This is a genomic window from Streptomyces sp. NBC_01446 (assembly GCF_026340095.1).
GTDB classification, from domain to species: domain Bacteria; phylum Actinomycetota; class Actinomycetes; order Streptomycetales; family Streptomycetaceae; genus Streptomyces; species Streptomyces aureus.
Window position 1 is genome coordinate 858,970 of sequence record NZ_JAPEPO010000002.1, and the last position, 25,589, is coordinate 884,558.

The following is a 25,589-nucleotide window of genomic DNA, read 5'->3' on the forward strand; positions in this document are numbered from 1 at the left end:
CCTAGCGTCGGCCGGTCCCTGGCGGTTCGGCGGGGAGCTGCGCGGAGAGGGCCTCCAGCGCCGGCAGGGCGTCGTGCAGGGAGTGCTGGTGGTCGGCGCTGAGTTGGTCGATCCGCTCGGCGAGACGGGTGCCTGCCTGGCGGCGCGTGGAGTCAAGAAGCGCCTGGCCGGTGTCGTTGAGCGCGATCAGGGTGGCGCGCTGGTCCTTCGGGTCCGCCTCGCGTTGGATCCATCCGAAGCCGTCGAGCAGGTCCACCATGCGGGAGACGGTGGACAGGGCGATGCCCATGCGGGTGGCGAGTTCGCTGATGCGCAGCGGCCCGTGAGCGGAGAGCGCCGCCAGCGCGGCCAGCCGACTGGGGGTGAGCTGGCTCTGCATGCCTTGGGCGCGCAGTTCGGGGAGGAGCTGCTGGATCGCGGCACGGAGCCGTTCGGCGAGCTCCGCCGACTGCTCGGAGTCGAAGGTATCGGAGTTGAAGGAGGAGGTCATCACGGCCCCTCGGATCGGGGCGTCGGCGGGGATGCCGGGGGCGAGGGCGTCTGTGCGGGCGGGGCGGGCGCCAGAAGCGGGACGGGCTGGAGCAGAGGCCTGTCGTCGTGGATGTAGCGGCCGCCGCGCAGCATTGAAGCGATGGCGGCGACGACGCACGCGGCGATCGCGAAGTCGAAGGCCACGGACAGGCCGTCGGCGAACGGCTGGGAGATCAGCTCCGGGAAGAAGCCGCGCCCGGTGAGGTAGTGGGCGTGGCCCGGGGGCAGTTGAGCCAGCACGTGCGGGCCGAGCAGGGTCTGGACCGGGTTGTAGCCGAGGAGCGAGGCGAACAGCACGCCGACCGGCGGGAGGGCTGCGACCTTGGCGGCGTCGGCGGCGGGCACCCCCTGCGCGGTCAGGCCGTGGTTGAGGGCGGCGGGGAGCGCGGCGGACAGGCCCGCGATCATCAGGGAGAAGAAGATGCCGATGGAGAGCACCGTGGCCGAGTTCTGGAACGTGGTGCTGATCCCGGCGCCCACCCCACGCTGGTCGGGCGGCAGGCTGTTCATGATGGCCGCCCGGTTGGGCGCCGCGAAGAGGCCCATGCCGAGCCCGTTCAACAGCAGGACGAGGGCGAACGAAGGGTAGTTGAAGTCGACCGGCAGCGCCTGAAGGGCCAGGAAGGTGGCTGCGGCCAGCAGCATGCCGCCGGTGGCGAAGGCCCTGGCCCCGAAGCGGTCCGAAGCCCAGCCGGAGAAGGGCCCCGCGACCAGGAACCCGACGGTCAGCGGGAGCATGTAGATGCCGGCCCACAGTGGGGTCTGCTCGAAGCCGTAGCCGTGGCGGGGCAGCCAGATGCCCTGGAGCCAGATGATCAGGATGAACATCAGGCCGCCGCGCCCGAGCGCCGCGAGCAGACTGGCCACGTTCCCGGCGGTGAACGCGCGGATCCTGAACAGCGACAGATGGAACATCGGCTCGGGGACCCTGGTCTCCACCACGCAGAAGACGGCCAGCATCGCCATGCCGCCGGCGATCGCGGCGATCACCCATGGGTTGGCCCAGCCCATGATGTCGCCGCCGTAGGGCTGGATGCCGTAGGTGATGCCGGCCAGTACGGCGATCAGGCCCACGGCGAAGGTGAGGTTGCCCCACCAGTCCAGCCGGGCACCCGCGCGTACGCCCGTGTCGTGCAGCTTCAGATAGGCCCACACGGTGCCGAACAGGCCGAACGGTACGGACACCAGGAACACCAGATGCCAGTTGAGGGGCCCGAGCAGTCCTCCGAGGACGAGGCCGACGAAGGATCCGGTGATGCCGGCCACCTGGTTCAGCCCCAGTGCGAGGCCGCGCTGACGGGCGGGGAAGGCGTCGGTGAGGATGGCGTTGGAGTTCGCCATCAGCATCGCCCCGCCGACGCCTTGCAGGACCCGCATGCCGATCAGCCACAGAGCGCCCGCCGTGCCGTGCATCCAGGTCACCGACAACAGCACCGAGAACACGGTGAACACCGCGAACCCCATGTTGTACATCCGGACCCTGCCGTACATGTCACCGAGGCGGCCGAAGCTGACCACGAGCACGGCGGTGACCACCATGTAGCTCATGATCAGCCACAGCAGCAGGCTCGTGTTGCCGGGCCGCAGCGGGTCCACACCGATCCCCCGGAAGATGTCCGGCAACGCGATGAGCATGATCGACATATTGATCGTCGCGATCAGCACGCCCAGCGTGGTGTTGGAGAGGGCGATCCACTTGTAACGCGGTCCTGGCTCACGGAGACCGCCCCGAGGTGCGGCGGCCGACTCAGCGGTTGTCCTTGCCACAGGGCATCACTCCCGCCGGAGTCAGTTGCTTGACATCAACCAATCTACTCCTGGCACCCGGATACGGCCATGGCACCTGACCTGCACAAACAGGCCGCCCGATGGGGTCACGCCCTTCACACCGCCTAGAACGCCCGCTCGGCCGACGGATCCGTACGGAGATGGGCCGCGCCCGAGCGCACCGCCCATACGAAGACCGCGAGGGCCAGGACGCCGACCACGACGGTGTCGTAGGGGGCCGGCAGACGTCCGGAGCCACCGAACGTGCCGAGCCACGACAGCAGGGTCAGCGCCGCCAGGTGGAAGACGATCCAGGCCCCCTGACGCAGTTCCTCGCGTACGGGCCGTCCCGCCGTCCGGCCCTGTTGCAGCAAGTACAGCGGGACACCCGCCAGGACCAGGGGCAGGGCGAGCCGCAGGTGTTCCCAGCCGGACCAGTAGATGAACTCGGTGGCCACGGCGAAGCTGACCGGCGCGATCCAGCGCACGCCCGGCACCTGACCGTCCGCGAGGGGCACTCCGCGCTCGCGGTCGTGCGCCCGGAAGGACGCGACGGCGACCGCCGAGGCGGCGTAGATCAGGAGGTACATGTCCCCCATCACGCTCACGATGTCCTGCCAGCCGCCGAACGGCAGCATGAACAGGATGATGACGACGAGGTTGAGGACCAGGGCACGGCGCGCGATACCGGAGCGGGGGTCGATGCGCATGAAGAACCGGGGCACCAGGCCGTTCTTCGCGAGGGCGTACGTGTGGCGGGCGTCGATGGCGACGCCCACGAAGGCCGAACCGCCCGGGGAGACCACCGCGTCGGCGTAGAGCAGCGTGGCCAGCCAGTGCAGGTTGAGGACGAGGGCGAGCTGGCCGAACGGCGAATCGAAGTTCACGCCCTGCCAGCCGTGCGTGAGGAGCGAGTCGGGCACGGTGTACAGGAACGCGAGTTGGAGCCCGAGGTAGACCAGCACCGCGAGGCCGATGCCGGTGAGCACGGCCGCGGGCACGTTGCGGCGGGGATTGCGGGCTTCGCCGGAGAAGTCCAGGGGTGCCTGGAAACCGTTCACGGAGTACACGATGCCGCCGCCGGCGAGCGCGGTCAGGCAGGCGGCGTAGCCGTAGGGGGCGAAGCCGCCGGGCTCGGTGAGGCGGCCCGAGTGGGTGCCGGACAGGAAGAGCGCGACGATGGTGACCACGGGGACGACGACCTTGAACACCGACACCAGGTTGTTCAGGCGGGCGAACATCCGTACCGCGAACCAGTTCAGCGCGGTGAGCAGCACGCTGAGCGCGGAGGCGACGCCCAGGCCTGACGCGGTGAGCTTGCCACCTTCGTAGAGCCCGGGCACGTAGTGGGCGGCGTACTGCATGATCGCGCTGATCTCGGCGGCGGTGCCGCCCACGGAGAGCAGGACGGACCAGCCGACGACCGTGCCGACCAGCCGGCCGCTCGCGTACAGCGGCCACCGGACGGTGCCGCCGCCCTCGGGCCTGGTGGCGCCGAGTTCTACCATGACCAGGGCCACCAGTGCGCAGAGCGCGCCGGCCGCGATCCAGGACAGCAGTGCGGCGGGACCGGCGGTCTGGGCGGCGTACAGGGCGGCGAACAACCAGCCCGAGCCGAGGATGTTGGAGAAGCCGATCGCGGTCAGGCCCCAGAAACCGAGGTCCTTGCGGAGCCGGTTCTCCTCTGCGCGGGCGTCCGCGTCACCCACGGTCCCCGCCGGCCGATCCTGCGCCACGTGGCAAACCCTCCCAGACGATCACAGACCCAGGGGGCTCAGCGTGCCATGCGGCGCGTCACCTTCGAGGAGGCGCTGCCGTGGTCAGCCGCCGCTCTTGCGTCGGAACGACTTCTGGCTCGAGGCCGGACCGTGCGCACCGCGGATCTTCGAACCGGTCTTCGCGGCGCCGCCGGCGGCGTCCGCCTGCATGCCGCGCTTACGGTCCAGCGCCTCGCGGAACTTGCGCTTCAGGTCGTACTGGCCGTCGGCGTCGGGCGCCAGGCCTTCGTTCGCGGCCTCGGTCGGCTCCGAACCTTCCTGCGATGCAGACTCTGCAGCCATGGTGACCTCCTGGGTTCGGGCAATGGGAAGGACAGCTTGTCATGCCCGTCAGCACTCGTGCGCCTGCGCCTGGTGGCGCGGGTGGTCATCTGTGGACGGTCATGTCGGTGCGGCGACTGCTTCGAGGGCTGTGATGAAGGCGGTCCTGTCGGGGTCGGAGCGGCTGAGCGAAGCGGTCTGCTCGGCTGTCGTCGCGGCCGCCGTGTCGACGAGCCAGGACGCGGTCCGCAGCAGAGCTGCCGCTCCGGCCGGGTCGGCGCGGATCCCCGACGGGGTCAGTCCAGATTGCGCATCGCGTCGAGCGCGGCGGTCAGCAGGGGTGCGACCACGCCATCGGCGTTGCCGGCATGACGGTGCGGGCAAGTGAGACGTAACGGGCCCGTGCGGCGTCGGCCGGTTCCGGGGTGAGCAGGGCGTCGAGGCGCTGTCACTCGACCGCCATGTGTCCGGCGAGCCGGCCGGGCAGTCGCTCGTACTCGTCGACGGTCGCTTCGAACCTCCTTTTCATCACCGCCGGTTCGGCCGGTTCGGCCGGTTCGGGCCGTCTGCCACGAACAGGACGCCGGTGGTCGCCACCGTCGCACGGTCGCTGAGGTCCGGGCAGCAGGCCGCGGCAAAGGTCGGGTCGCCCGGCTCCGCCGGCGCCGGGCCGGTCCCGGCCTCCAGCCGGCGGTCGGTCGGCTGCTTCAGGGTGTTGGCGTCCGTCCGCAGGCTGACGGCGTGTTCGAGCTTCAGCAGGGAGCGGCACCGCCCGTGCTCCCTGTGGGCCCGCGCGACCGCCGGCATGGCCTGCAGTTGCACATGCTCAGGCAGTCCATCGGTCACAGCTGCGCCCCCATGCCGGAGAGTTGTGCGGCACAGGCCCTGGATGATCTCGCGTCAACTCCCCCTGAACAACGAGATGTTCGATATATCGACCGCTACCGACCGGGTATCGGCGTGACGGATTCCGGTCGTCTCCCGTTCCCCGGACGTCAAGCATCCGTCCCCGCTTGCGTCGTGTGCCGTCCCTAGGGTCCTCGGAGGTTTCCAAGGAAGGCACTCATGGACGAACGCCTGGCAATACGGGCTCGCGGGATCACCAAGTGTTTCGGCGACGTCGTCGCGCTCGACGGCATCGATCTGGATGTGGCGCAGGGGCAGATCCACGGCCTGGTCGGACCGAACGGCGCCGGGAAGACGACGCTGCTCGGCCTGCTGCTCGGCCTGGCCGTCGCCGACGACGGCCAACTGGACATCCTGGGCGCGCCCATCGGGCGGGCGCTCGCCGCTCCCGAGGGTGTCGCCGGCTTCGTGGACGGTCCCGGTCTCTACCCCTCGCTCACCGCCAGGCAGAACCTGGCCGCGTTGGCCTCCCTGCGCGGCCTCGACGCACGGGCGTCGGGGATCGACGACGTGCTCGGACAGGTCGGGCTCACCGATGTCGCCGACGACCGCGCCCGCGGCTTCTCCCTCGGCATGCGTCAGCGGCTCGGGCTCGCCGCGGCCCTGCTCACCAAGCCCCGGCTGCTCGTGCTCGACGAACCGTCCAACGGCCTCGACCCGGCAGGAAAGAAGCACGTACACGGCGTCCTGGCCGGGCTCGCGGCGGAGGGAACCGCCGTCGTGCTGTCGAGCCACCGCATGGACGACGTCGAGGCGCTGTGCTCGGAGGTCACCATCCTCGCCACCGGACGGATCGCCTTCTCCGGCCCGCTGAACAAACTGGCCGCCGAGAACAGTGAGCTCGACTACCGGCTGCTGACCTCCGACCCGCAAGCCGCGCGCCGCCTTGCGGCCGACACCTCCGGGATCCGCGTCGTCGACGACTCCGTGGGACGGCACGACACCGAGGCGCTCGTCGTGCGCGCGCCGGTGCCCGCCCTCGACGAACTGGTGGTGCGGCTCGTGCACGCGGACATCGCGCTGCGCGAGCTCGCGCCCGTGGTGTCGCCGCTCGAAGCGGCGTTTCTCGCCCTCACCGAGCAGCAGGAGAACAGCAGATGACCGCAACCGTCGCCGCCGGCCCCGCCGCCGCTGCCACCCCGCGTGTCTCGGTCGCGCGCGGCTACCGCTTCGAGCTGGTCAAGCTGGTCTCGCAATGGCGGATCCGCCTGCTGGTCCTCGCCTGCTGGATCGCGCCGGCACTCTTCGTCGCCGCGGTGAGCCAGCAGAGCTCGCTCCCCGTCGACACACTCTTCGGCCGCTGGATGCACGCCACGGGATGGGCCGGATCGCTGGTGGTGCTCGGATTCTCGGGCACCTGGGCGCTCCCGCTGCTGACTTCGGTGGTCGCCGGTGACGTGTTCGCCTCCGAGGACCGGCTCGGGACCTGGCGCCATCTGCTCGTCGCGGTCCGCTCGCCCCGGCGGATCTTCGCCGCGAAGGCACTGGCCAGCCTCACGGTCATCCTGCTGCTCGTGGCCGGGCTGGCCTGTTCCGGCGCGGCGGGCGGGGTCGTGACGGTCGGCGACCAGCCGCTGGTCGGGCTCGACGGTCATCTGTTGTCGCCGGGAGACGCGGCCGTTCAGGTCCTGCTCGCCTGGGTCTGCGTCCTCGCCCCGACGCTGGCCTTCGCCGCGATCGGACTGCTCGGGTCCGTCGCGCTCGGGCGCTCCCCGATGGGGCTCCTGCTGCCCATGCTCGTCGCGCTCACGATGCAGCTCGCCCAGATGCTGCCGCTCCCCGTCGCGATGCGCCTCGCTCTGCCCAGCTACGCCTTCATCGCCTGGAACGGTCTGTTCACCGGCCCGGTACAGCTCGGTCCGCTCTTCATCGGCATCGTTGTCAGCCTGTTGTGGGCGGTGACCGCGACGGCGCTGGCCTATTTCCTCTTCCTGAGGCGCGACTTCACCGACCTGACGCACGACGGCTCGGGGCGCCGCGCCATCACCGTCGGAGCCCTGCCGCTCGTCGGGCTCCTCGTTCTGACGGCCGTCGCCTTCGCCCCGGCGACCTCGGCCACGGGCTCCGGGATCGAGCAGGACAAGGTGCAGCGCTCGGTCGCCACGGCATTCGCTCATCTCTATCGCCTGCAGACCGAGCAGCTCAACCGACCCGACGTCACCGAAGCGCAGCTCAAAGCGAGCGCGGCGTGCACCAAGGGCAGCGTCAGGGTCGCGGCCGAAGGGCCGGGCAACGACTGGCGCTGCGTCGTCTCCTGGCATCTCCCCGACGTCGAGGCCACCGGGTCGGCCATCTATCAGCTCGACGTCACCGCTGACGGGCGGTTCATGGCCGACGGCGATGGACCGAAGGAAGTGAACGGCTACTTCCTGGTGCGCACCCCGACCGGGGACGGACCGAACCCGCTCTGGCAGTTCGACGGCAATGTCGAGCTGCTCTCTACCTCGAAGGGATAAGTCCATGCAGGTCACACGCCGTCGCAGGCGTGCCGCGGAGGGCCGTTCCGGCCTTCTCGGCAGACGCATCGGCCGCCGGATGCCCCTGGCCACGGCCGGCATCACGGCTCTTGCCCTCGCCGCCGCGGGCACCGCTTTCGCCCAGACGCACCAGTTCGGCACCGACCAGGTCGGCCAGACGACGCGTCAGGGCCAGGTCATCTCCAGCGACCAGTACATCGCCCCGTACGGCGACCGTCTCGTCGTCAACAACGGCAAGATCATGTCGTCCTCGCTCAGCCCGGATGGCACCCACCTCGCGGCCTCGGTCACCGACGGCGGTATGGCGCTGTCCATCGTGGACCTCAAGAGCTGGAAGGTGCAGCAGCTCGTCGGCAACTCCGCTTCGGCCGACCTGCGGATCAGCGGCAACGACGTGGGCCAGGAGGGCCCCACGTACTCGCCCGATGGATCGCAGCTGTGGCTGGGCCAGATCGACGGCTACACCAGGTTCACCGTGAACCCGGACGGCAGTGTCGCCAATCCGACGTCCGTCAAGATCCCGGCGGACGGGCCCAAGCACGCGCTGGTGGGCGAGCCGGTGTTCTCGCCCGACGGCTCCACCGTGTACTCGGCGGTCAACGGCCAGAACCGCGTCGTCGCCATCGACGCGGCGACCGGCGCCATCCGGCAGAGCTGGTCCGTGGGCAACGCCCCGCGTGACATGGCCGAGGTCGGCGGCAAGCTCTACGTCAGCAACGAGGGCGGGCGTCCGGCGAAGCCCGGCGACACCACGATCAACTCCTACAACACCCAGGTGCCCGCCGACCCGGTGACCGCCTCCACCACCACCGGCACGGTCAGCGTCATCGACCTGGCGAAGCCGGATGCCGCCGTTTCGAGCATCAACGTCGGTCTCCACCCGACCGCGCTGTACGCCAAGAAGAACGCGCTGTTCGTCACCAACACGGCCACCAACGACGTGTCGGTCATCGACACGACCAAGAACAAGGTCGTGCAGACCGTCGCCACGCAGCCGTGGCCGGAGTCGTCGGTCGGTTACGAGCCCGACGCGGTGACGCTCACCGACGACGGTCATCTGCTGGTGACGCTCGGCCGCGCCAACGCGGTCGCCGTCTACCGGTACACGACCCCGCAGGAGCCGGTCAGCTACGTCGGTCTGCTCCCGACGGACTACTTCCCGGCGGAGATCGCCACCGTCGGCAAGCAGGTGGTCGTCTCCAACACCCGAGGAATCGACGCCCGCCGTCCCACCACCGGCGCCGGGCACGCCACCCACGACACGACATCGAGCGTGCAGCGGTTCACCCTGCCGAACGACCGCGTGATCAAGTCCGAGACGGCCAAGGTCTTCCAGCAGAACGGCTGGACCCGCGGCTCGGTCACGCTGGCCCACGGCAAGGACAAGAAGAAGACGAAGCCCGTGCCGGTCCCGGCGCGGCTCGGCGACCCTTCGACGATCAAGCACGTGTTCCTGATCGTCAAGGAGAACCGGACCTACGACCAGGTCCTCGGCGACGTCCCGGAGGGCAACGGCGACCCGTCGCTGGCTCAGTTCGGCGAGAACGTGACGCCGAACCAGCACGCCCTGGCGAAGCAGTTCGGCCTGTACGACAACACGTACGACATCGGTACGAACTCCGCCGAGGGCCACAACTGGCTGATGCAGGCCGACGATCCGGAGTACACCGAGTCCTCTGCCGGTGAGTACGCGCGCAGTTACGACACCGAGGACGACGCGCTCGGTCACCAGCGCACCGGCTTCATCTGGACCGGCGCCCAGGCGGCCGGAAAGTCCGTACGGGACTTCGGCGAGTTCCAGCAGTTCCTCACCAAGCCGGCGAACGCGAGCTGGCAGAACCTGTACTGCGACTCCAAGAACATGGGGGCGACCGGCCAGGACACCGCCTACCCCCTGGTGTCGTCCTCGCCCATCCCGTCGCTCAACTCCGTTTCGGTGCACGGGTTCCCGAAGTTCGATACGAGCGTCCCGGACATCTACCGGTCGGAGATCTGGAAGCGTGACTTCGAGAAGAACGGTCCGGCCAACCTGAACATGTTCTGGCTGTCCAGCGACCACACCGGCGGTCCGGCGAACGCCGCCGCCCAGGTCGCGGACAACGACCTCGCGGTCGGCCGGATGGTCGACGAGATCTCGCACAGCAAGTACTGGAAGGACTCGGCGATCTTCGTTGTCGAGGACGACTCCCAGGCCGGCCTCGACCACGTCGACGGCCACCGCGCCCCGATCCAGATCATCAGCCCCTGGGCCAGGCACGGTGTGGTCGACAGCCACTACTACTCGCAGATCACGATGATCCGCACCATCGAGCAGATCCTCGGGGTCCACCCGATGAACCAGAAGGACAGCGCGGCCAGCCCGATGCGGGAGGCGTTCAGCCGGACGGCGGACGTCACGCCGTTCAAGGCACTGCCCAACCGCACCTCGCTCACCGCGGGTCTGAAGACCCCGCCCTCCTGCGGTCTGGACACCCCGGCCCCGCAGAACCCCAATGCCGCGGCGGCGCCCTCGGCGAAGGTACCGGCGGACAAGCAGAAGCTCGCGGCGCAGTGGGACGCCTGGAAGTCGCAGCAGCGGCTGACCGGGCGCGACGCCAAGCCCGACTTCGCGAACCCCGCGCAGATGAACCACTTCACGTGGTACCAGACGCACGAGTGGTCGAAGCCGTACCCCGGCGAGAGCAAGATCTTCGCCCCGAAGGAGGTGCCGGGCGCCTACATCCCGTCACCGGAATCCGACGGCTGATGTAGTCAGAGCGCGGATCCCAAGTCGCAGATCCCGGAAGGGGCCCCTGCCCGGCATGGCGAATTCCAGGGGTCGTTGCAACACGGGTTGATCAACTGGCTGTGGCCAGGAGCTTAGCGAGGCGCTCGGCTGGGGTTTCCCAGCCGAGCGTTTTGCGTGGGCGGCGGTTGAGCTGGTCGGCGACCGCGCGGAGGTGTTCGGGAGTGTGGGCGGACAGGTCTGTGCCTTTCGGGAAGTATTGCCGCAGCAGGCCGTTCGTGTTCTCGTTCGAGCCGCGCTGCCAGGGACTGGCCGGGTCGCAGAAGTAGACCGGGATGTCGGTGGCGAGGGTGAATTCGTGGTGACGGCCCATCTCGCTGCCCTGGTCCCAAGTGAGGGAGCGGGCCAGGTGGGAGGGCAGCGTGGTGACCGTGCTCGTCAGGGCGTCTCGGACGGCTTCGGCACCGTGGTCGGCGGGCAGGTGCAGGAGCATGACGTAGCGGGTGGAGCGCTCCACCAGGGTGCCGATCGCCGAACCGCTGTTCTTCCCGATGATCAAGTCGCCCTCCCAGTGGCCGGGCACCGCCCGGTCTTCCACCTCGGCGGGGCGGTCGCTGATCATGACCATGGGATGGCTGTAGCGAGGTTGCCGTTGCTGGGCTTGCCGGCGGGGCTTTCGGCGAGCACGACCGCTGCGGAGAGCTCCAGCGAGTTCACGGCGGAGTTCTCCGCGACCCTGCAGGTAGAGGGTCTGATAGACCGTCTCGTGGACCACATGCATCTCCGGCCGGTCGGGAAAGCGTGTCCGCAGAGCCTGACAGATTTGTTCGGGGCTCCACTTCTCATCCAGCATCTCCTGGATGGCCGTTCGTAGTTCCCCGCTCCTGCTGATCTTGCGGTCTTTGGGGCGGGGCCTTCGTGCGTCGGCGCGGGCCTGGGCAGCATGAGGCCGGTAATACCAGGTGCCGTAGTCGTGCAATACGGTGCGGTTGCGGCGGATCTCCCGGCTGATCGTGGACGGACTGCGGCCCAGCTCAGCGGCGATCTGACGAATCGTGGCCTTCTCCCGCAGCCGATCAGCTATGTGGATGCGTTCGTCCTCGCGCAGATACCGCGACGGGCCGCAGACGACCGCTCCCCGTGGTGCGGGAGGCAGTGGCCTGCGGCCCTTGCCCGGCGCGTGGTTACCGTTGCGCCACTTCTTGCCGGTCCGGATGTCGACACCGACGATCCGGCAGGCTTCCCTGTTGCTGTAGCCCTGTGCCATGAGCTGGAAGTATGCGGCCCGCTCACGCGTCAGCTTCTTCCGGCCCTGCGGCTTCGTACGCTCTGGACGGACCTCGAACTCCATCGAACACCCCTGAGAGCTGGGGTGTTGCAACCACCGCTAGAACTCAAGCATCGTTGCCGGGCAGGGGCCCTTCTGCCAATTCGGGTCCCGTTTCATCCCGAGCGCCGCTGACGAAGCGTCAATCCCGCGTAGACCAAGGCGCCCAGGGACATCCCGACGGCTGCGGACAGGTCGGCGCCGCCGAGGGCGGCCGCGACCGGGCCGGTGTAGATGGCCGTGTTGGCGCACAGGAGCGCCGCCCCGACGCCGATGGCCATCGCGGCGGCTCCGGCGGGATTCACTCCGTGCCAGTACCAGAAGCGGCTGTCGGGGGTCTGGTCCTGCAACGCGACTCCGTCGTAGCGGTTGCGGCGCAGAAAGATGTCCACGGCGTAGATCGCGAACCCGGGGCCGAGGAACGCGACGGAGAGTTCCAGACCGCTGTTCATGGTGTCGAGGAAGTCGGACACGAACAGGGAGTAGAAGGTGAGGCCGAGCGCGATGGAGGCGTCGAAGACGACGGTGAAGGCGCGGCTCCAGGGGATCCCACCGGACTGAAGGGCCAGGCCGCCGCTGTATGCGGTGAGAACGTTGTTCGTGATCGAGCCGAAGATGACGACCAGCAGGAAGACCGGATAGAACCAGCCGGGCATGACCGCCTTCAGTGACGTCTGCGCGTCGGTCATGTCCACCGCCGTCCCGGCCAGGACACCGAGTCCGCTGAGCAGGACGGCCGGCACGAATCCGCCGACTGCCGTCCACCAGCACACCGCCTTGCGGGAGGTGTCGGCGGGCAGATAGCGGGCGTAGTCAGCGCCGCTGCTCCATGACAGGGGGCCGCCCACCATGATCGTGAATCCCGAGGCGAGGATCACCCACAGCTCGTGGCCGTGGACTGCGGTGGCAGCAGGTGTCCGATAGCCCCAGTCGGTGTGGCGCAGCACGTAGTACGCCAGGACCAGGACGCAGGCGGTCAGCGCCCAGGTGAACCAGATGCTGCACCGCACGATGGTGGCGTGCCCGTACACACTGATGGAGAACGTCACGACAGCGGTGACCAGCACGATCGCCACCTTGACCGGGGTGTTCGCGTGGATGCCCAAGTGGTCGACCAGTGCGAATCCGGCGAGGGATCCCAGGGCCAGGCCGATCGCCTCGTAGGCGACCGCGATGGTCCACCCGAGCGTCACGTTGAGGAATCTGTTGCCGCGGACGCCGAACATCGTCCGCGTCACCACCCAGCTCGGCGTTCCGGAGCTGGGGCCGCTGATCGCGAGGTAGCCCACGCCCGCCCAGAGGAGGTTGCCGGCCACGATCACCGCGAAGGACTGCCAGATGTCGAGGCCGAGCAGCACCATCGCGCCGCCCAGCACGATGTACAGGTAGCTCATGTTGGAGGCCGCCCACACCGTGAACAGGGAACGTGGCCGACCATGGCGATCGGCGTCCGGGATGTGGTCGACACCGTGGGTCTCCACATGACCGGTGCGATCGGTGACCGGCTCGCCCCGCTCGGGCCCCTCGCTGGTGCCGCCGGTTGCCCTCAACGCCATCCTGACCTCCGGAATCCCACTCTTGGGATGCGCACCAGTTGCTTGTTGGGGTGGGAGTCAATAAGCATCCCAGGTCATGACGTCAACCTCACGGACCGGACAACGCCGCTGGCCCGCCGTCGAGCGGCGCGCGGAGATATTGCGGGCCGCGGACGTGATCGCCGTGAGCGAGGGCCTGGACAAGCTGACGGCGCAACGGGTCGCCCAGGCGGCGGGCGTCGTACCGGGCCTGGTGGACCATCACTTCAAGTCCGCGGGAGGCGACGTGGTGCGGGTCCCTACCGTCGCGCCCTCGGGCGGCAGGGAGGTGGCGATCGCCACGACGGCCAGACGCTCGCTGGGTCCGTAGCGCTCCGGGCGGCCGGAGCGGGGCCGGTCGAGCAGCCCGGGCACCCCGCGCCGGGCGAAAGGGCAAGGTCGACGGCACCGTCGACCACCACGCCGCACAGCTGGGCCGCTGACGCGCGCTGGCCGAAGTCGACGTCCGATGGCGCGGATCCTTCGGCTACATCATCGCGACCATGGAGATCGACGGACACGACGAGCACATCCCCCTGTGCCGCATCGAGTACCTCGGCGAGCCCGAGGAATGAGGCTTCGAGCTCCTGTCCGCCGCGACCGACGCCTATGAACCGGCCCTGCTGCACACCGGCGGCTTCACAGGCCACCCCAACGACGCCTTCGACACGGCCGCCCTGGTCCACCTCACCGACTACGAGAGGTGACCGAAGCCGGTCCGCCACACCGGAAAAGAACGTGCACGCGCTGCACTAGGAGTCCAGTAGCGATCCATGCGACTGGTGCAATTTTGACTAATTCGGGCGCGACTGCTCACCGGCTACCAGCACTCGGTGCAACAACGCCGACAGCACAGTCCGCTCCTCGGGCGTGAGGCAGGCGAGGAACTCGTCCTGGGAGCGCAACGCCACCTCGAACAGCCGACGCTGCACCTTCTCGCCCTCACGCGTGAGCTCGACGAGCTGCCGCCGACGATCGGCGGGGTCACGCGTGCGTTGCACGAACCCGCGCCCCTCGACGGTGTCCAAGTACCCCACCAAGTGGCTTCGGTTGAGCCCGAGTCTGTCGGCGAGCTCATGCTGCGGCAGGGAACCGAAGTCGGCAAGTGCGGTGAGGGTCGCGAAGTGGGGCAGCCGGAGGTCCGCCTCGGCGACTGCCGCGATCAGGACGTCGTGGCCAATCCGGGAGACATGACTTACCAGGTACGAGGGCAGTGCGAGCAGGCTGGGTGGACGCCCTACGTCCCCGCCCCGGACCTCGGCGCCCTCACCAGGGCTCACGACCTCTGCATCCTCGCAGGCAGGAACTTCCTTCGTCGGCATGTCATCAGCATAACCAAGATCTAATCCTGGACGTAAGCGTGTCGTCATGTAATTATTTCGGCATGACATCGAACCCCCTGAGGAGCGAGCCATGAGCGACGCCAAAGCCTCGAACATGGCTGCCTCGTCGGACTCACCGACACCCACTCCTGGTGTCACCGCCCCGTTCACGGCGCTACTGATCGCCGTGCTGTCGTTCTCGTTGATGCAGACGATGGTCGTGCCCGCCCTGCCCGACCTGCAGCGAGAGTTCGACGCCAGCACCACGGGCATCTCCTGGGTCATCAGCTCGTTCCTGCTCACGGCCTCCGTGGCCACCGCCCTGCTCGGCCGGGTCGGTGACATGTTCGGCAAGCGCCGGGTGCTCATCGCGAGCCTCACCGTTTTCGCCGTCGGCACCCTGCTGTGCGCCGTAGCGAACTCGCTGGGGCTGCTGATCGCCGCCCGTGCCGTGCAGGGTGTGGGCTCCGCAGCCTTCCCGCTCGCCTTCGGCATCGTGCGCGAGCAGTTCCCGCGCGAGCGCGTGCCCGTCGCGATCGGCATGATCAGCTCGACGTTCGGAATCGGCTTCGGCATCGGCCTCGTCATCCCCGGCCCGATCGTGGACGCGCTCAGCTGGCACTGGATCTTCTGGCTCGGCCTGGTCGTGATCGTGCTGGGCATGCTGGCTGTCGCCGCGTTCATCAAGGAGTCGCCCAACCGCTCCCCCGGACGTATCGACTGGATCGGTGTGGTGCTGCTGAGCGGCGCGGTCGTCGCCTTGCTGCTCGCCATCAGTGAGGGCAGGTCCTGGGGCTGGGGCTCGGCGGGTGTGATCTCCCTTTTCGTGGCCGCAGTGGTGCTCGGTGCGGTGTTCGTCGCCGCTGAGCGGCGTATCCAGGAGCCGCTGATCGATATCGACCTGCTGCGCCGCCCCGCCGTCGCGACGTCCCACGTGGCCGCTCTCATCATCGGTTTCGGTATGTACGGCGCGTTCACGCTGGTACCGCTGCTCGCCCAGACGCCCAGCCAGGCGGGTTACGGGTTCGGTGCCTCGGTCACCGAGGCCGGCCTCTTCATGGTGCCGATGGCCGTCACCATGCTGTTCGCCAGCCCACTGGTCAGCCGACTCGGCGCAGCCATCGGCTGGAAGCTCCCCCTGGTACTCGCCTGCTTGATCGGCCTGGTGGGCTTCGTCATCTATGCGGGCGCACACGACAGCGAGTGGGCGATGTACGTGGGCTCCGGTGTGCTCGGCATCGGCGTCGGCTTCGCATTCGCCGCCCTGGCCAACCTCGTAGTGAGCGCGGTTGACCCGCGACAGGTCGGCGAGGCCACCGGTATCAACACCATCATGCGAACCATCGGCGGCTCGCTCGGTGCGCAGATCGGTGCATCGATCGTGGCTTCCAAGACCGTGCGGGGCACACCGTTCCCGGCCGAGTCCGGCTACACGACGGCATTCGTGATGTCCGCCGTCGCCCTCGGTGTCGCCACGCTCGCGGCACTCGCCGGACCAGGATCCCTGCGCAAGAATGCCGCCGCGTCCACAGGTGCCGCAGCGCCCGAGCCGAGCGGTTCTCCCGCCCGCTGAGCCGACAAGGAGCACCTCTACATGCCCGACTACGGTCACGACCTTCTCTTCGGCACCATTCTCATGCCCTCGGCGAACCAGCCCGAGGAGGTCGTCCTCCTGGCTCGGCTCGTCGATGAGGCGGGGCTGGATCTGGTCTCCGTACCCGACCATCCGTACCGGCCGGGGCTTCTCGACGCCTGGACCACCCTGGCGGTGATCGCCACAGCCACGCAACGGGTACGGGTGCTGCCGAACGTGACGAATCTGCCACTGCGGCCGCCTGCCGCGCTGGCCCGCGGCGCGGCGAGCCTCGATCTGCTCAGTGGCGGACGAGTCGAACTGGGCCTGGGCGCCGGCGCGTACTGGGACGCCATCACCGCCGAGGGCGGTCCGCACCGCACGCCCGGTGAGGCGGTCACCGCGACGCGGGAGGCCATCGAGATCATCCGAGCTCTATGGGCCGGCGGCCGGCACGTCCATGTCGAAGGCAGGCACTACACCCTGCACGGCGCCGCACCCGGTCCGGTGCCCGCACACCCCATCTCGATCTGGCTCGGCGCGGTGGCACCACGGATGCTGCGTCTGACGGGGGCGGCGGCCGACGGCTGGCTGCCGAGCGTCCCGCATGTGCCACCGCCCCGGCTCGCCCAGGGGCAACTGGCCATCGACGAGGCCGCGCTAGCGGCCGGGCGCAAGCCCGAGCAGGTACGGCGGCTGTACAACCTCTCGCCGGGCGGAGGGGGGTGGCCCCAGGGCGCACCGTCCAACTGGCCCGAGCAACTGGCCGAACTCACCCTGGAAGTGGGCACCAGCGCGTATCTGCTGCCGTCGGGGCACCCGGAGCTCATCCAGGTGTTCGCGAAGGAGGTGGCCCCGGCCACCAGAGAACTCGTCGCCGCCGCCCGCGCGCGCGGCGCGGCGCCCCTGGCCACCCCCGCTGCTATTTCCGTACATCCCCCGGCGGAGACAGCCTCGGCCGGGCATCCCTTCTCCGTGGAGGCAACCCCGGACCTGGGGCTGCGGCACAGCGCGGAGCAGCTGTGGAGCGAGACGGACCGGCCCAGCGGTCCCGCCGCCGACCCGCAACACCGGTACACCAGGGCCGCGGAGCAGCCCGCACGCAATCTGATCGCCGCTCACGACCGGCTGAGGGCAGATCTGACGCAGTTGCGCGAGATCGTCGACCAGGTCCTCACGGACGCACTGGATGCGGGGGAGGCGCGCTCGGAGCTGCAACAGTTGAGTCTGCGTCAGAACACATGGGTGTTGGGCGCATGCTGCGCCTCGTACTGCCAGTTCACCACCGCTCACCATGTGCGCGAGGACGACGACCTGTTCCCGCACCTGCGGGAGAGCGAGCCGGGTCTCGCCCCCGTGCTCGACCGGCTCGCCGAGGAGCACCACGCCATACAGGGCGTTATCGAACGCATCGACCGTGAACTGGTCGCGTCGGTGGCCGACGACGCCGACAGCACGTCCCGCGCGGGCCTGCGTACGGCGGTCGACCTCCTGACTGACGCACTGCTGTCCCATCTGTCCTACGAGGAAAGAGAGTTGATCGAGCCGATGGCTCGCTTCGGCACGGGCTGGTAGTACTCGTCGGACAGGTCAGTCCTTGCGGTGGATGTGCTCAGGGCGCAGCCGCAGGAGGACCCTGGCGCCCTCCGCCGGACGAAGGCGGGGGCGCCTGTCCACTTGGTGAACGTGGTGTGCGCCAGGTCCAGCGCCGGGAAGCCTGGTTCACCGCGATCATGGAGATCGACGGACAACGAGCGCGACCCCAACGACGCCTTCGACACGGCCGCCCTGGTCCACCTCACCGACTACAAGGCGCGACCGAGCCGGTCCGCCACACCGGAAAAGGACCTGCGACGCGCTGCACTAGTGCCTGCGCCGGATGGGCGCGTGATCGATTGCTCGCTAGGCTCCGCGTACGACCTGTCAGTGGGCAGGAAGTCCTTACCTGTCAGGAGTTGACACGATGCCGGCCAACGCCGCGGCTCATGTGCGCATCGCCCGTCCGTCGCGTGACCTCGAAGCGGCGGAACGCTTCTGGATCTCGGGACTCGGTCTCGACGTCCTCTACCGGCATGCGTCGGACGGCACGCCTGACGACCACTCACTTCTCATGGCCGGCTGGCCGGATGCGGGCTGGCACCTGGAACTCGTCAACGATCCCGCCGCGCCCGTGGAGCCGCGGCCGACCGCCGAGGACGTCCTGGTGATCTACCTCGGCGAACCGGTTCCGGACTCCCTCGTGGAACGCCTCGAACAGCACGGCGGCAAGCGGGTCCCGGCGCACAACCCTTACTGGGACACATGGGGTGTGACGATCCAGGACCCGGACGGCTACCTGCTGGTGCTGTCCACCCGCAACTGGTCCAACTCCTAGCGCTCGCCTCCGGTCAGGCGAGGACGGACAGGAGCAGGGCCATCCCGAGACCCATCACACTGACCAGTGTCTGCACGACGGTCTGTGTCTTGGTGGCCTGGGTGAGGTCCATGCCGAAGGACTCCTTGACCAGCCAGAACCCGGCATGGTTGACGTAGTTGAGGCCCAGGGAGCCGGCGCCGATCGCGACCACCAGGAGCGAGGCCTCGAGCCCGCCACCCGTGCCGATCAGCGGGGCGACGATGCCGGTGGCCGAGACGATGCCGACGGTGGCCGAACCGGTGGTCAGGGACAGGAGCAGGGCGATCAGCCAGCCCAGCACGATCACGTTGAGGTGGGCTCCCTCGGCCGCGGAGGCGATGGCGTCACCGATACCGGAGTCCTGAAGCACCTGCTTGAACGCGCCGCCGCCACCGATGATGAGCAGGATCGCGGCGATGGACTTGAGGCTGTCCGTCAGGGAGGAGCGGGTCGCCTCGCTGGAGCGGCCACCGCCTACGAGGGTCACACCGAGCGCGAACAGGAAACCGGCGAGCATCGCCACCAGCGGTTCACCGACGAACGTGAGCGCCGCACGCACGGTGCTGGACTCGTCGAGCACGGTTTCGGCGAGGGTGCGCAGCAGCATCAGAGCGACGGGTATGAGGACCGAGGTGACGGCCAGTCCGGTGGACACACCGGCGCGCCGCAGAGTGTCGGTGCGCGTCCCCTCGGCCGGGCCGGTGGGAGAAGTTTCCGTGGCGGTGCCGGCTGCGTCGTTCCGGTCGGCACCGGTGAACTGGGCCACGAGCACGGGGTCGGGCCGTACATCGGCCAGGCGGGGCGCGATCCAGCGGGCGTACACAGGGCCGGCCAGGATGACGGTCGGGATCGAGCAGATGATGCCGACGCCGAGGGTCAGGCCGAGGTCGGCGTGGAGGCCCGTCATGGCGGTCAGCGGTCCGGGGTGGGGCGGCAACATGCCGTGCAGGGTGGACAGCGCGGCGATGGCGGGCACGCCGAGCAGCACGTACGGAGAACCCTTCGTTGCGCCGTCGCCCTCCAGGCGGCGCGCGACGCTGAAGATCAGCGGCAGCAGCACGATGAGGCCGACCTCGAAGAACATCGGGATGCCGATGACGAACGCCGCGGCCGCGACGAGCCAGGGAAGCCTGCGGTTGCTGGAACGGTCGACGATGGCGTGGGCGATGGCGTCGGTGGCACCGGAGTCGGACAGCAGGCGGCCGAGCATGGCTCCGAGGGCGAGTGTGAGGCCGATGTCACCGAGGGTGCCGCCCGCTCCCTCCTCGATGGACCCGGTCAGTTTCGCCACGGGTTCACCGGCGGCGAGCCCGGTGCCGATGGTCACCACGATGAGGGCGATGAACGGGTGGATGCGGAGCCGGGAGTTGATCAAGTAGATCAGCAGCCCGATCGCCACGGTGAGGACGAGCAACAGGTACCAAGTGTGTGCGGTCATACGGGAGGAGTGCCTTTCGGGAACCGGCCGCGGTCCGGCCGGAGGAAAACGGGCATGGCTCGGCGAGCCCTCGCGCACGGGGGCCGGACCGTCCCGGTCATGGGTGGGTGGGATCACTTCGGGCAGCTGCCCGTGGTGCAAGCCTTCGGTTTCGAAGCGAGCCGTCGGTGGACGAGCGCCCGGTCACTCCCGTCCGAGGGAGGCGGCGAGACCGGCCACGAGCTTGTCCTGCTGGGTGAGGTAGGCCGCGAACGTGTCGCCGGTGGCGAACGCGTCGGTCCAGCCGTGCCGGTCGAGCTCGGCCTGCCACCGACTGGACCGGTGCAACTCGGTCAACGCATCGACCCAGCGCTGCCTGTCGGCGTCGCTGATACCGGGCGGGGCGACGATGCCCCGCCAGTTGCTGAAGACCAGGTCGATGCCCGACGACTTGAGCGTCGGGACCCCGGCCAGAGGCTCGACCGGATGCTCGCCCGTGACGGCGAGGACCCGCAGCTGGCCGCTGTCGACCTGGTCGAGGAACTCGCCCAGGCCGCTGGTGGCGAAGTCGACCTCGCCGTCGAGCAGTGCCGGCAGCAAGTCGCCGCCACCGCCGCCGTAGCCGACGTAGTCGACCTTCCTGGGGTCGATGCCGACTGCCTTCGCCAGCTCCATGGGCAGCAGGTAATCCGGTCCGCCGGGAGACGATCCGCCACCGACGGCGAGGCGTTCAGGGGCCCTTCGCCACGCGGTGATGAGGTCGCCGACCGTTCTGAACGGCGAGTCCTTGCGGACGACGACCGCACCCGCCTCCTCGATGAGACGGGCGATCGGTGTGGTCCGGGCGACCGTCACCTTCGCCTTCGCCTCATGCGAGGCGCCCACGACGCCGAGGCCCATCTGCAGCGCCAGATCTCCGTTGCCTCGTTCGTCGACGATGCGCTGCAGGCCCACCGTGCCGCCCGCCCCGGGAAGGTTGAACACCTGCACGTCCGGCGCGATGTGCGTCTCGTCCATGACCCGGGCCGCGGTCCGGGCCGTGGTGTCGTAGCCGCCACCGGGTGTGTTGGGCACCAGGATCCGCAGATCGCGGTCCGACTGCGCCTGCCCGTCGGGAAACACCCCGGGAAACACCCCGCATGCGCTGATTGTGAGGAGTGTCAGTACGGCGACGGTGCCGAGAAGGGCACGTGCGGGACCTCTCATGGCACCTCGCTTTCGATTTCAACTGCCGGGCGTCATGATTGTCCGACATGGCACGCGAGCCGCCCACGTTGTGTCAGTAGCAAAGATTGAGTTAATTGTGGTCACGACGTTCCGCCGCCATACCCTCGCTGGCCAGATGCTGGTGCTCCAGCTCGCCATCGTCGTGGTGGTGCTGCTGGCGGTCGCGGGTGTCTCGCTCGCCCAGTCCGAGGCCACCTTCCAACGGGTCGAGGGCCGCAAGGTCGATGCGCTGGCCGAGCAACTGGGCGCCAACCCCCTGGTCCGCAGCCAGCTCGTGAGGCCTGCCCCCGAGGAGGCGCTGGCCCCGCTGGTGCACTCCACGCTGGCGCAGTCCGGCGTCACATCAGTGACCGTGGCCGACGCAAACGGCCGCATCGTCTCGTCCACCAACCCCACGGTGGTGGGTGAACGGCTGAACCTGGGAGCGGGGGTTGCCCGGGGCCGCAGCTGGTCCGGCGATCTGACGCTGGACGGAAGCCGCGAGCTGGTGGCGCAGGTGCCGGTTCTGAGCGCTGCGAGGCAGACGCTCGGGCGGCAGCTCGGCACCGTCATGATCGGAGAGGTCTCCCCCACCGTGTGGCAGCGGCTCAGCGGCGCCTCTTCGTACCTGCTCGCCTACCTGGGCATCGCGAGCGGGCTCGGTGTGCTGGGTTCCTGGCTCCTTGCCCGACGGGTCAAACGCCAGACGTACGGCCTGGAGCCGCGCGAGATCGCCGGCCTCGCCGAGCACCGCGAGGCGATGCTGTACGGGATCGCGGAGGGCGTCGTCGCCTTGGACCCGCAGCTCCGTCTCACGCTGGTCAACGACGTGGGCCGGCGCCTCCTCGACCTGCCCGAGGACTGCGTGGGGCAGGGCATTGACGACCTGGGTTTCGAGGGGCGGCTGCGAGACGTGCTCGTAGGGGCCCGGCACGGCGCGGCCGACCAGCACGACCAGGTGGTGATCCGCCGTGGGCGTCTGCTGGTGATGAACCGGATGACCGTCATGAAGGACGGCCGCCTGTTCGGTTCGGTGACAACCCTGCGCGATCGCACCGAACTGGCCGAGCTGGAACGGGAGATCGGCTCCTTCCGCAGCTCCTCCGAGCTGCTGCGCGCACAGGCCCACGAGTTCGCGAACCAGCTCCACACCATCTCCGGTCTGATCCAGATCGGGGAGCAGGAAGAAGTGGTCCGCTACATCCGCGCCCTCAACCAGCGCCGCCAGTCGCTCGATGTGACACTCGCCCGGCGCGTGCGCGACACCGCGATCGCCGCGCTGCTGATGGCGAAGTCCTCCCTCGCTGCCGAACGCAAGGTCAGTCTGCGGATCTCCGCCGGGACCGCACTCGGCCGGCTGGCACCGGAGGACGCGGCCGATCTGGCCACCGTGATCGGCAACCTCGTCGACAACGCGGTGGACGCCGCCGCTTCCGATGACGACACCGGCGACGCGTGGGTCGAGGTGGAGCTGCGGCAGGACGCGTCCAGCGTGGAGGTCGTGGTCCGGGACTCCGGCCCCGGCCTGCCGCCCGAAGTGGCTCGGGAGGTCTTCGCGCACGGCTTCACCACCAAGGCCGCCGAGGAGGGCGAGCGCGGGATCGGCCTGGCCCTCACCAAGCTCGTCTGCGAGCGCCACAGCGGCGAGATATCGGTGGCCAACACCGCCGACGGCGCCATGTTCACCGCCCACATGCCCCTCGGTCACCCCGCCGATGTGGCGCCCGAAGGAGTCCCCGGATGACCGCCCCGCACGACACGGCCGCAGAAGACGACTCGATCGACGTGCTCGTCGTGGACGACGACTTCATGGTGGCCCGGGTGCACCGCACCTTCGTCGAGCGCGTCGTGCCGTTCCGCGTCATCGGCACCGCTCACACCGGGCAACAGGCGATCGACGCCGTCGAGGAACTGCGCCCCGACCTCATCCTGCTCGACCTGTACCTGCCGGACGTCTTCGGCCTCGATCTCATCCCCCGGCTGCGCGCCGCGGGCCACGACTGCGACATCATGGTCATCAGCGCCGCCCAGGAAGCGGAGACGGTGCGCCGCGCGGTCCGCCGCGGCGTGGTCGACTACCTGCTCAAGCCCTTCGACTTCGAGGACCTGCTCCCCCGGCTCGAGCGGTACGCCGCCCGGCGCCGCCGACTGCTCTCCGCGGTCGTACGGGGCCAGGCCGACGTGGACCGCGTGCTGGGCGGAACGGCCCTGGCCGCTCCGGGCGGTGGCCTGCCCAAGGGCATGAGCGTCGAGACCGCCGCGATGGTCGAACGCACCCTGCGCGAGGCCGACGGCACTCTGTCCGCCAGCGAATGCGCCGCCCTGACCGGCATCTCCCGCGTCAGCGCCCGCCGTTACCTCGAGTACTTCCACGGCACCGGAAGCGCCGGCGTGTCACTGCGCTACGGCGTCGCCGGCCGCCCGGAGCGACGCTACGACTGGCACGGGTGACGTCGAAGCGGTAGCCGTGCCGTCGGCGGCAGCCAAGAGGGGGCGTCCCGCAGACCGTGCTGCGGAACGCCCCCTCCGAGGCGGGTCATCGCTGCCCGCGGGCTGGGAGTCCCGCGGGCAGGTTCAGGTCAGGTCAGCGGTGGCCGCCGTGGTGACCGCGGTCGTCGCGGTGGCCGCGGTCGTCGCGGTCGTCGCGGTGGCCGCCCCAGGAAAGGGTGTCGACCCTCCGGTTGCGGTCATCGCGCAGGGTGGCGGTGTCGGAGCGGTTGTCCCACACGTACCTGCGACGGTCCTGGTACACGTCACGGCCGCTGTCGCGCCCGACACCGCTGTGGACGCGGACCGTCGCGCGGCCCGCCAGGCGGTAGTGATGGAAGGTGTAGGTGCGACCGTCCCTGGCCGACAGCGTCCACCCGTCGAGGTTCACCGCGTGGCGGGACGTGTTGGTGACATCGACCCACTCCTTGTTGAGGGAGCGGTTGGTGCCGTTGTCCCAGCCCGGGGAGTCGTACTGCGCGCCGGAGATCTCGACGCGGTCGCGGTGCAGGCGGCCACCGGCGTCGGCCGATGCCGACGCGGCGAACGTTCCGACCAGCGCGCCGGCCGCGAGGGCGGCGGCAGCGGTACGGCGGGCGGCAACTGACATGAAAGCGGACATGAATGCCCCTTCACTTTGTACTGCAGACCCGTGTACCGGCGTGATGTGCCGCAGGTCTGCGATGTGCGGGTCCCGGCCCGGTGGCCGAGAACGCCCAACTTGCCAACAGATCGTCCTGAATGTGCGCAAGACGTGAAGGCCGTTACATGTCGTCCATATTTCTGTTGCTCTCCCATGTATCGTCCATTTATGCACTGAAGGCACCAAGTTGACGTCTCGGCCCTTACTCCGCACGACTCCGGCCCCGCTTCTGCCGCGCCCCCCGGCGTCCCGTCACCCGGAAGCGCGTAACAGCCGCACCGCTCCCCACCCGTTCGGCCCCAATTCCGAGCGCCCGGGCATCACCGGGGGTCTGCGAGAGGGAAGAGTCTCGTGACGACCCGCCGATCACCCACCCAATCCAGTAAGGGAACAAGACGTGCACCTGGACCTTTCGGGCCGCACCGCTCTGGTGACGGGCTCCACGCAAGGCATCGGAGCCGCGATCGCGACCGGACTCGCACGCGCCGGCGCGCGGGTCGGGGTCAACGGACGCGACCAGGGCAGGGTGGAGACGGCCGTCGAGCAGCTCAAAGTCGCCGTGCCGGACGGCGACTTCGTTCCGGTCGCCGCCGACGTCGGTTCCGAGGAGGGCGCTCGACGCGCCTGGGAAACGCTGCCTGACGTGGACATCCTCATCAACAATCTCGGCATCTTCGACGCGAAGAACCCCCTGGACATCACGGACGACGAATGGCGCCGCTACTTCGAGGTGAACGTGCTGGCCGCCGTCCGGCTCACGCAGCTGTACCTGCCGCGGATGACCGAACGCGGCCGGGGGCGCGTCCAGTACATCGCGAGCGACTCCGCGGTGGTGATCCCCGCCGAGATGATCCACTACGGCATGTCGAAGACCGCTCTGCTCGCGGTCAGCCGCGGCTTCGCCAAGCACGCCGCGGGAACGGGCGTTACCGTGAACTGCGTCATCGCGGGCCCTACTCACACCGGCGGCGTCGAAGACTTCGTGTACCAACTCGTCGACCGCGACCTGCCGTGGGACGAGGCGCAGCGCGTCTTCATGCGCGAGTACCGCCCGCAGTCGCTGTTGCAGCGCCTGATCGAACCCGAGGAGATCGCCAACATGGTGGTGTACCTGAGCTCCGACCTGGCGTCCGCGACCACGGGCGGCGCGCTGCGGGTCGACGGTGGATACATCGACGCCATCCTCCCGTAAGGCGACGC

Annotated in this window: 21 protein-coding genes; 10 read left to right on the top strand and 11 right to left on the bottom strand. The window is 69.2% G+C overall.

The annotated features are described in order from the left end of the window. Nucleotide 1 precedes the first annotated feature (1 nt). The 5 genes from OG456_RS41570 to OG456_RS41590 form a co-directional block, all read right to left on the bottom strand. The gene (locus OG456_RS41570) at nucleotides 2–490 is read right to left on the bottom strand and encodes a MarR family winged helix-turn-helix transcriptional regulator (protein ID WP_266570260.1); all 489 of its coding nucleotides are present in this window, start codon (nucleotides 488–490) and stop codon (nucleotides 2–4) included. Continuing rightward, nucleotides 490–2,298 carry an MFS transporter gene (locus OG456_RS41575; protein WP_266570261.1) on the bottom strand — a complete coding sequence of 603 codons (1,809 nt, stop codon included), beginning with the start codon at nucleotides 2,296–2,298 and terminating at the stop codon, nucleotides 490–492. The genes OG456_RS41570 and OG456_RS41575 overlap by 1 nt, the downstream gene beginning before the upstream one ends. Before the next feature lie 125 nt (nucleotides 2,299–2,423). Next, entirely contained in the window at nucleotides 2,424–4,034 is a 1,611-nt protein-coding gene (locus OG456_RS41580; RefSeq protein WP_266570262.1) for an APC family permease, read from the bottom strand. Between the two features lie 84 nt (nucleotides 4,035–4,118). Next, the gene (locus tag OG456_RS41585; RefSeq protein WP_266570264.1) at nucleotides 4,119–4,358 is read right to left on the bottom strand and encodes a DUF5302 domain-containing protein; all 240 of its coding nucleotides are present in this window, start codon (nucleotides 4,356–4,358) and stop codon (nucleotides 4,119–4,121) included. Between the two features lie 507 nt (nucleotides 4,359–4,865). After that, complete coding sequence (locus tag OG456_RS41590) at nucleotides 4,866–5,183, bottom strand: hypothetical protein (protein ID WP_266570265.1); 318 nt, start codon at nucleotides 5,181–5,183, stop codon at nucleotides 4,866–4,868. Between the two features lie 219 nt (nucleotides 5,184–5,402). Here OG456_RS41590 and OG456_RS41595 point away from each other — a divergent pair, with 219 nt between their 5' ends. The 3 genes from OG456_RS41595 to OG456_RS41605 are packed head-to-tail and all read left to right on the top strand — an operon-like array spanning nucleotide 5,403 to nucleotide 10,466. Beyond that, nucleotides 5,403–6,344, top strand: a complete 942-nt coding sequence (locus OG456_RS41595; RefSeq protein ID WP_266570266.1) for an ABC transporter ATP-binding protein — start codon at nucleotides 5,403–5,405, stop codon at nucleotides 6,342–6,344. Next, nucleotides 6,341–7,699 carry an ABC transporter permease gene (locus tag OG456_RS41600; protein ID WP_266570267.1) on the top strand — a complete coding sequence of 453 codons (1,359 nt, stop codon included), beginning with the start codon at nucleotides 6,341–6,343 and terminating at the stop codon, nucleotides 7,697–7,699. Before OG456_RS41595 ends, OG456_RS41600 begins: the two co-directional genes overlap by 4 nt. Before the next feature lie 4 nt (nucleotides 7,700–7,703). Further along, nucleotides 7,704–10,466, top strand: coding sequence for a bifunctional YncE family protein/alkaline phosphatase family protein (locus OG456_RS41605; protein WP_266570268.1), 2,763 nt, complete (start codon nucleotides 7,704–7,706; stop codon nucleotides 10,464–10,466). A 91-nt stretch (nucleotides 10,467–10,557) separates the two neighbouring features. Here OG456_RS41605 and OG456_RS41610 read toward each other — a convergent pair whose 3' ends face one another. Continuing rightward, entirely contained in the window at nucleotides 10,558–11,796 is a 1,239-nt protein-coding gene (locus OG456_RS41610; RefSeq protein WP_266556830.1) for an IS30 family transposase, read from the bottom strand. Nucleotides 11,797–11,888: 92 nt separating this feature from the next. Beyond that, nucleotides 11,889–13,328, bottom strand: coding sequence for a cytosine permease (locus OG456_RS41615; protein WP_266570269.1), 1,440 nt, complete (start codon nucleotides 13,326–13,328; stop codon nucleotides 11,889–11,891). Between the two features lie 76 nt (nucleotides 13,329–13,404). Between OG456_RS41615 and OG456_RS41620 the strand changes: the two genes are divergently transcribed. Further along, nucleotides 13,405–13,677, top strand: a complete 273-nt coding sequence (locus OG456_RS41620) for a TetR family transcriptional regulator (RefSeq protein ID WP_266570270.1) — start codon at nucleotides 13,405–13,407, stop codon at nucleotides 13,675–13,677. A gap of 463 nt (nucleotides 13,678–14,140) precedes the next feature. Here the strand turns inward: OG456_RS41620 and OG456_RS41625 are convergent, their stop codons facing one another. Further along, nucleotides 14,141–14,668, bottom strand: coding sequence for a MarR family winged helix-turn-helix transcriptional regulator (locus tag OG456_RS41625; RefSeq protein WP_266570271.1), 528 nt, complete (start codon nucleotides 14,666–14,668; stop codon nucleotides 14,141–14,143). Nucleotides 14,669–14,735: 67 nt separating this feature from the next. Between OG456_RS41625 and OG456_RS41630 the strand changes: the two genes are divergently transcribed. The 3 genes from OG456_RS41630 (at nucleotide 14,736) to OG456_RS41640 (ending at nucleotide 18,615) form a co-directional block, all read left to right on the top strand. After that, on the top strand, nucleotides 14,736–16,241 hold the full coding sequence (locus OG456_RS41630) for an MFS transporter (RefSeq protein ID WP_266570763.1): 1,506 nt from the start codon (nucleotides 14,736–14,738) through the stop codon (nucleotides 16,239–16,241). 21 nt (nucleotides 16,242–16,262) lie between these two features. After that, complete coding sequence (locus OG456_RS41635) at nucleotides 16,263–17,816, top strand: LLM class flavin-dependent oxidoreductase (protein ID WP_266570272.1); 1,554 nt, start codon at nucleotides 16,263–16,265, stop codon at nucleotides 17,814–17,816. Between the two features lie 388 nt (nucleotides 17,817–18,204). Then, complete coding sequence (locus OG456_RS41640; protein WP_266570273.1) at nucleotides 18,205–18,615, top strand: VOC family protein; 411 nt, start codon at nucleotides 18,205–18,207, stop codon at nucleotides 18,613–18,615. A 13-nt stretch (nucleotides 18,616–18,628) separates the two neighbouring features. Here the strand turns inward: OG456_RS41640 and OG456_RS41645 are convergent, their stop codons facing one another. Both OG456_RS41645 and OG456_RS41650 read right to left on the bottom strand, forming a co-directional pair. Beyond that, complete coding sequence (locus tag OG456_RS41645; protein WP_266570274.1) at nucleotides 18,629–20,074, bottom strand: GntP family permease; 1,446 nt, start codon at nucleotides 20,072–20,074, stop codon at nucleotides 18,629–18,631. A 183-nt stretch (nucleotides 20,075–20,257) separates the two neighbouring features. Next, nucleotides 20,258–21,259: a tripartite tricarboxylate transporter substrate binding protein gene (locus OG456_RS41650; protein ID WP_266570275.1), complete on the bottom strand. Its 1,002-nt coding sequence runs from the start codon at nucleotides 21,257–21,259 to the stop codon at nucleotides 20,258–20,260. A 97-nt stretch (nucleotides 21,260–21,356) separates the two neighbouring features. Between OG456_RS41650 and OG456_RS41655 the strand changes: the two genes are divergently transcribed. Together OG456_RS41655 and OG456_RS41660 are read left to right on the top strand one after the other, a co-directional pair. Next, the gene (locus OG456_RS41655) at nucleotides 21,357–23,003 is read left to right on the top strand and encodes an ATP-binding protein (protein ID WP_266570276.1); all 1,647 of its coding nucleotides are present in this window, start codon (nucleotides 21,357–21,359) and stop codon (nucleotides 23,001–23,003) included. Then, complete coding sequence (locus OG456_RS41660; protein WP_266570277.1) at nucleotides 23,000–23,710, top strand: response regulator; 711 nt, start codon at nucleotides 23,000–23,002, stop codon at nucleotides 23,708–23,710. The genes OG456_RS41655 and OG456_RS41660 overlap by 4 nt, the downstream gene beginning before the upstream one ends. A gap of 133 nt (nucleotides 23,711–23,843) precedes the next feature. On the opposite strand, the gene OG456_RS41665 is transcribed toward OG456_RS41660, so the two are convergent. Continuing rightward, nucleotides 23,844–24,368, bottom strand: a complete 525-nt coding sequence (locus tag OG456_RS41665) for a lamin tail domain-containing protein (RefSeq protein WP_266570278.1) — start codon at nucleotides 24,366–24,368, stop codon at nucleotides 23,844–23,846. 418 nt (nucleotides 24,369–24,786) lie between these two features. On the opposite strand from OG456_RS41665, the gene OG456_RS41670 reads away from it, so the two are divergent. After that, nucleotides 24,787–25,581 (top strand): SDR family NAD(P)-dependent oxidoreductase, encoded by a 795-nt coding sequence (locus OG456_RS41670; protein WP_266570279.1) that lies wholly within the window; start codon nucleotides 24,787–24,789, stop codon nucleotides 25,579–25,581. The last annotated feature ends 8 nt before the right edge of the window (nucleotides 25,582–25,589 follow it).

Bases quoted from the DNA above. Each gene is read 5' to 3' on its own strand.
- OG456_RS41595 (WP_266570266.1), top strand. From the start codon at position 5,403: ATGGACGAACGCCTGGCAATACGGGCTCGCGGGATCACCAAGTGTTTC.
- OG456_RS41650 (WP_266570275.1), bottom strand. From the start codon at position 21,259: ATGAGAGGTCCCGCACGTGCCCTTCTCGGCACCGTCGCCGTACTGACA.
- OG456_RS41600 (WP_266570267.1), top strand. From the start codon at position 6,341: ATGACCGCAACCGTCGCCGCCGGCCCCGCCGCCGCTGCCACCCCGCGT.
- OG456_RS41585 (WP_266570264.1), bottom strand. From the start codon at position 4,358: ATGGCTGCAGAGTCTGCATCGCAGGAAGGTTCGGAGCCGACCGAGGCC.
- OG456_RS41610 (WP_266556830.1), bottom strand. From the start codon at position 11,796: ATGGAGTTCGAGGTCCGTCCAGAGCGTACGAAGCCGCAGGGCCGGAAG.
- OG456_RS41625 (WP_266570271.1), bottom strand. From the start codon at position 14,668: ATGCCGACGAAGGAAGTTCCTGCCTGCGAGGATGCAGAGGTCGTGAGC.
- OG456_RS41620 (WP_266570270.1), top strand. From the start codon at position 13,405: ATGACGTCAACCTCACGGACCGGACAACGCCGCTGGCCCGCCGTCGAG.
- OG456_RS41660 (WP_266570277.1), top strand. From the start codon at position 23,000: ATGACCGCCCCGCACGACACGGCCGCAGAAGACGACTCGATCGACGTG.
- OG456_RS41635 (WP_266570272.1), top strand. From the start codon at position 16,263: ATGCCCGACTACGGTCACGACCTTCTCTTCGGCACCATTCTCATGCCC.
- OG456_RS41570 (WP_266570260.1), bottom strand. From the start codon at position 490: ATGACCTCCTCCTTCAACTCCGATACCTTCGACTCCGAGCAGTCGGCG.
- OG456_RS41615 (WP_266570269.1), bottom strand. From the start codon at position 13,328: ATGGCGTTGAGGGCAACCGGCGGCACCAGCGAGGGGCCCGAGCGGGGC.
- OG456_RS41645 (WP_266570274.1), bottom strand. From the start codon at position 20,074: ATGACCGCACACACTTGGTACCTGTTGCTCGTCCTCACCGTGGCGATC.
- OG456_RS41640 (WP_266570273.1), top strand. From the start codon at position 18,205: ATGCCGGCCAACGCCGCGGCTCATGTGCGCATCGCCCGTCCGTCGCGT.
- OG456_RS41665 (WP_266570278.1), bottom strand. From the start codon at position 24,368: ATGTCCGCTTTCATGTCAGTTGCCGCCCGCCGTACCGCTGCCGCCGCC.
- OG456_RS41605 (WP_266570268.1), top strand. From the start codon at position 7,704: ATGCAGGTCACACGCCGTCGCAGGCGTGCCGCGGAGGGCCGTTCCGGC.